The sequence below is a fragment of the Halanaerobium salsuginis genome (assembly GCF_900114545.1).
Classification (GTDB): domain Bacteria; phylum Bacillota; class Halanaerobiia; order Halanaerobiales; family Halanaerobiaceae; genus Halanaerobium; species Halanaerobium salsuginis.
Genome location: NZ_FOTI01000075.1, coordinates 1 through 4,614, shown reverse-complemented (window position 1 = coordinate 4,614; position 4,614 = coordinate 1). Strand labels below are relative to the sequence as shown.

5 protein-coding genes and 1 pseudogene are annotated in these 4,614 nt (G+C 32.6%); 5 read left to right on the top strand and 1 reads right to left on the bottom strand.

Features of this window, described 5'->3' with window-relative positions; translation table 11 throughout:
* From BMZ74_RS14030 to trxA, 5 genes and pseudogenes are all read left to right on the top strand, one after another.
* Positions 1–432, top strand: a pseudogene (locus BMZ74_RS14030) (3-deoxy-7-phosphoheptulonate synthase); the annotation flags it as partial.
* Between the two features lie 209 nt (positions 433–641).
* The gene (locus BMZ74_RS14025; protein ID WP_089862828.1) at positions 642–1,400 is read left to right on the top strand and encodes a SurA N-terminal domain-containing protein; all 759 of its coding nucleotides are present in this window, start codon (positions 642–644) and stop codon (positions 1,398–1,400) included.
* Between the two features lie 113 nt (positions 1,401–1,513).
* Complete coding sequence (locus tag BMZ74_RS14020) at positions 1,514–2,914, top strand: aminopeptidase (protein WP_089862827.1); 1,401 nt, start codon at positions 1,514–1,516, stop codon at positions 2,912–2,914.
* Positions 2,915–3,166: 252 nt separating this feature from the next.
* Positions 3,167–3,838 carry a protein disulfide oxidoreductase gene (gene pdo, locus BMZ74_RS14015; RefSeq protein WP_089862826.1) on the top strand — a complete coding sequence of 224 codons (672 nt, stop codon included), beginning with the start codon at positions 3,167–3,169 and terminating at the stop codon, positions 3,836–3,838.
* Positions 3,839–3,875: 37 nt separating this feature from the next.
* Positions 3,876–4,193, top strand: coding sequence for a thioredoxin (gene trxA / locus BMZ74_RS14010; RefSeq protein ID WP_089862825.1), 318 nt, complete (start codon positions 3,876–3,878; stop codon positions 4,191–4,193).
* Between the two features lie 238 nt (positions 4,194–4,431).
* Here the strand turns inward: trxA and BMZ74_RS14580 are convergent.
* On the bottom strand, positions 4,432–4,614 hold a 183-nt coding region (locus BMZ74_RS14580; protein ID WP_342742451.1), incomplete at its 5' end, for a transposase.

The following is a 4,614-nucleotide window of genomic DNA, read 5'->3' as shown; positions in this document are numbered from 1 at the left end:
ATGCTAAAAAGAGGTATGGCGGCAACAATAAAAGAATGGCTGCTGGCAGCAGAATATGTAATGAACGAAGGTAATCATCAGGTAATTTTATGTGAAAGAGGAGTAAGAACATTTGGAGAAGAGACAAGAAATACACTGGATTTAAGTTCAATACCTTTAGTACAGCAGCTAAGTCATCTACCGGTAATAGCAGATCCAAGTCATGGGACAGGTAGATGGGAATTAGTAACACCACTGGCAAGAGCAGCCGTAGCAGTAGGTGCAGATGGAATCATGGTAGAAGTCCATCCTCATCCAGAAGCAGCTTTATCTGATGGACCGCAATCTTTAAAGCCAGCTAAATTTGCTCAAATGATGGAAGAATTAAATGCAATTACGGTTTCTTTAAAAAATTTAGACTCTAATATTAAAAAGACTGCTTATCAAAAATAGTTTAATTTAATTAGTATTTAAGCTTTAAAGATTTTCTTTTATTAAAAAGCTTAAATAAAGCTTGAAATTGCTGTAAATTTGCTCTATTTGGCTAAAATTTAGTCGATTTGCCTAAATTCTAATCTCATTTTAAGATTCATCCCTTATAATTTTATTAGAAATCATTAAATTGATGCTTGGTTACTAATTTTAAATGGGAGTGTTTTAAAATGAAGAAGAGAATGATTATTACTTTATTACTACTTGTTCTATGCTTTGCTCTGCCTGCTGCTGTATTAGCTCAGGATGCAGACTCTGGTCAGACAGCTGATTCCACTTTAAGTGGAGATATGGAAGGTGATACGGTAATAGCAGTAGTTAATGGTGAAGATATTACTGCTAACCAGTTAAATCAAAAAGCTGATCTCAGGTCTAAGCTGCAGCGGATTAATCGGATAGATAGTCAGTTAGCTCAGATTTTAACGAATTCTGATGCCGGTAAACTTGTTCTGCGCAAATATCAGCGGGCTAAATTAGATGCTTTGATTGATAATGTTTTATTAGAGCAACAGGTTGAAGCAGATAATATTAGTTTGACTCAGGCTGAAAAAGATGAGATATATCAACAGCAAAAACAGGCTATCATGCAGAAAAACGATATGACAGAAACAGAGTTTAAATCTGTACTTGAGAAACAGGGATTTAATGACGAGCAGGATTATAAAGATCAGTTCACCAGCAATCCTCAATTAAAAGTAAATAAGTTAATAAAAGAAAAGGTTATTTCTGATATAACAGTTACTGAAAGTGAATTGCAGCAGGAATATGATCGTAATAAAGATGCTTTTCAGCAGAGCAAGAAGGAAATAACTTTTGCTAAGGTTAAACCACAGCTGGAAAAAATGATTAAACAACAAAAACAAAATCAAGCTATTCAGCAGTATTTAGTTAAACTCAGAAAAGAAGCAGATATTGAAATTAAAATTTAAGCTTTAAGACCCTGTTTTTTAAAACAGGGTCTTTTTTTGTTAAAATCTTACTTACTTTATTTATTAAGAGCTGTTATAATATGACTAGAAATGAATATTAGGAGGAATTTATAATGACTGAAGAAAAAAAAGCTGATTACGCTTATCAGGCTAAAAACGCCTGGACAGAAATGGAAGTAGACGAAAGAGAAGAAGTTTTTGATTTTAATAAGAAATATGCTGAATTTATCAGTAATAATAAAACTGAAAGAGAATTTGCCAGTGCAGCTATTAGAAAATTAGAAGCAGCTGGTTTTAAAAATATAGATCAGGTTGAACAGCTAAAAGCTGGTGATAAAATTTATAGTTTAAATCGATCACGAGCCTTAATGGCAGCTGTTATTGGCCAAGATGACTTAGCAGCTGGATTAAAATTAGTTGGCAGTCATATTGATTCTCCCCGACTTGATTTAAAGCCAAACCCACTTTATGAAGCAGGTGAAATGGCAATGTTTAAAACCCATTATTATGGTGGTATTAAAAAATACCAATGGGTAACAATGCCGCTGGCTTTACATGGTGTTATAATTAAAGAAGATGGTAGTAAAGTTGAAATTAAACTCGGGGAAGAAGCTAATGATCCTGTTTTCTTTATTAGTGATATTTTACCCCACCTGGGCAAAGAACAGATGAAAAAATCAATGAGTGAGGGAATTAGTGGAGAACAGCTTAACGTAGTTATTGGTAGTATCCCGGTAGCTGATAGTGAAGTTAAAGAAAAGATAAAAACTGCTATTTTAGAATATCTTAAAAGAGAATATGAAATTACCGGTGAAGATTTTATTAGTGCTGAATTACAGCTTGTACCGGCTTATAAGACTAGAGACGCTGGTTTTGATCGCGGTTTACTGGCTGGATATGGCCATGATGATCGAGTTTGTAGTTATACTGCTTTAGAAGCAATCCTCGATATTGATAACCCTAAATCTACAGCTGTAATTTTATTAATGGATCGAGAAGAAGTTGGCAGTATGGGTAATACGGGTATGCAGTCACATTTTTTTGAAGACCAGGTTGCTAATCTAGTTGATCTTTATTATGCTGATTACAGTGAACTTTTAGTTAGAAAGGTTCTTCAAAATTCAAAGGTGTTATCAGCAGATGTAAATGCTGCTTATGACCCAGATTTTGCTGATGTTTATGCTAAACATAACTCTGCTTATCTTGGTAAAGGAGTAGTTGTTTCTAAGTATACAGGTGCTCGTGGTAAATCTGGTTCTTCAGAGGCAAGTGCAGAATTTATGGGTGAAGTAAGAGGTTTATTTAATCGGGCAGGTGTAGTCTGGCAGCCAGCAGAACTTGGTAAAGTAGATGCTGGTGGCGGGGGAACTATTGCTCAATTTTTAGCTAACTATAACATGGATGTGCTTGATTGTGGTCCGGCTGTATTGTCAATGCATTCTCCATATGAAGTAGTCAGTAAAGCAGATGTTTATCATTCTTATCTGGCTTACAATGTTTTTCTAGAAAAGTAAAACCTAGATTTAAAGTAATTAAATTAAATAATAATAAATAGAAAAGGGATATTTTTAAAGGCAGTATTTAAAATGCTGCCTTTTGTCTGCCTAAATTTATCTAATTTTGCTTAAAATAATTTATTAATAAAATTAGAAAGTGTTAATTATTTAACTTTAATAATTTCTATATCGTATATAATAAATGTTGTAAATTAATTTATCAACTTATATATCTTAAATTTAAGCTTAAAGATCAGGGAGTGATTTCTAATGGCTAAAATTGACCAGGCAGAAAAAAATAAAATTAAAGAATTATTTAATAACAATCTTCAACAAGAAGTAAATTTGGCTTTTTTTAGTAAAGAGACTGAATGTGACTATTGTGCTGATACAGAAGAAATATTAAATGAGTTAACTGAGCTCACTGAAAAGCTTGCTTATCAGAAATATCTGCTTAATAGTGATAAAGCAGCGGAATTTGGAATTGATAAAGCGCCAGCTATTATCTTTTTAGATCAGAATGGAGCGGATTTAGGTGTTCACTTTTTTGGAATTCCTTCTGGCTATGAATTTACTTCTTTAATAGAAGATATATTAGATGTATCTGATCAAAGTAGGATTGATCTGGCTGAAGAAATTAAAACTGAAATTAAGTCAATTAGTGAAGATGTATTATTGCAGGTGTTTATTACACCGACCTGTCCCTATTGCCCAAGAGCTGTCAGGGTTGCTCATCAAATGGCAATTTTAAATCCTGCAATCACAGGAGAAATGGTTGAAGCCATCGAGTTCCAAGATTTATCAAGTCGTTTTAATGTTTCTGGTGTACCTAAAACAGTAATTAATTCTGGTGCAGCTGAACAGGTTGGGGCAGTTCCAGCTAAGACTATTCTGAAAAAAATAAAAGTAAGTCAGAAAAATTCTACTGTAACTGCTGAATAAATTTAATTAATAATCTTAAATAAAGGGGAAATTCAAAATGAGTAAACCAGTTAAGGTAACAGATGGAAATTTTAGTAGCGAAGTTTTAAGTTCAAATCAACCAGTTTTAGTTGATTTTTGGGCTGAGTGGTGTGGACCATGTCGAATGATTGCACCTATTTTAGAAGAAGTTGCAGCTGAATATGGTGATAAAATAAAAGTTGCTAAACTAAATGTTGATGAAAACCAATCAACAGCTAGTAGATATAATGTAATGAGTATCCCAACTATGCTTTTAATTAAGAATGGTGAAGTTGCTAAAAAAATAGTTGGTTATAAGCCAAAAGAAAAGCTTGTTAGTGAATTAGGTCTGTAATTTAAAAATAGTATTTTTATAGAAAATATATAATTTTAAGTTAGAGTTATATTAATTGTTATTTAAGCGAATTTCATAATACGCTTAATTTAGTTTAATTCAAAAAAATATTGTCTGCGAATCATAAAAATAAGCCTTTTAACTTGAAATAGTAGATTTTAATGATTTACCATAGATTTACTGCTAAATTTAGACGCACTTAGCTTGGGTAACTTAAAATCATGCTTTAAAATGCTTTTTAAGCAGCTAAAACCTGATTTTGCAGTTTGATTTTCTCGGCTGCAATTCTTGCAGCGATCAAACTGATAGAACTTAATAGCAGATGAGTTTTAACTTTTTTAGCTCCCATTACAGTTAAGTTTTCTAAATTAAGATGCTCTTTAAGTCTGGAAAAAGTTCTTTCAACACTGGTTCTTTTGTT

Coding starts and splice junctions, on each gene's coding strand:
- BMZ74_RS14025 (WP_089862828.1), top strand. CDS start 642: ATGAAGAAGAGAATGATTATTACTTTATTACTACTTGTTCTATGCTTT.
- BMZ74_RS14020 (WP_089862827.1), top strand. CDS start 1,514: ATGACTGAAGAAAAAAAAGCTGATTACGCTTATCAGGCTAAAAACGCC.
- pdo (WP_089862826.1), top strand. CDS start 3,167: ATGGCTAAAATTGACCAGGCAGAAAAAAATAAAATTAAAGAATTATTT.
- trxA (WP_089862825.1), top strand. CDS start 3,876: ATGAGTAAACCAGTTAAGGTAACAGATGGAAATTTTAGTAGCGAAGTT.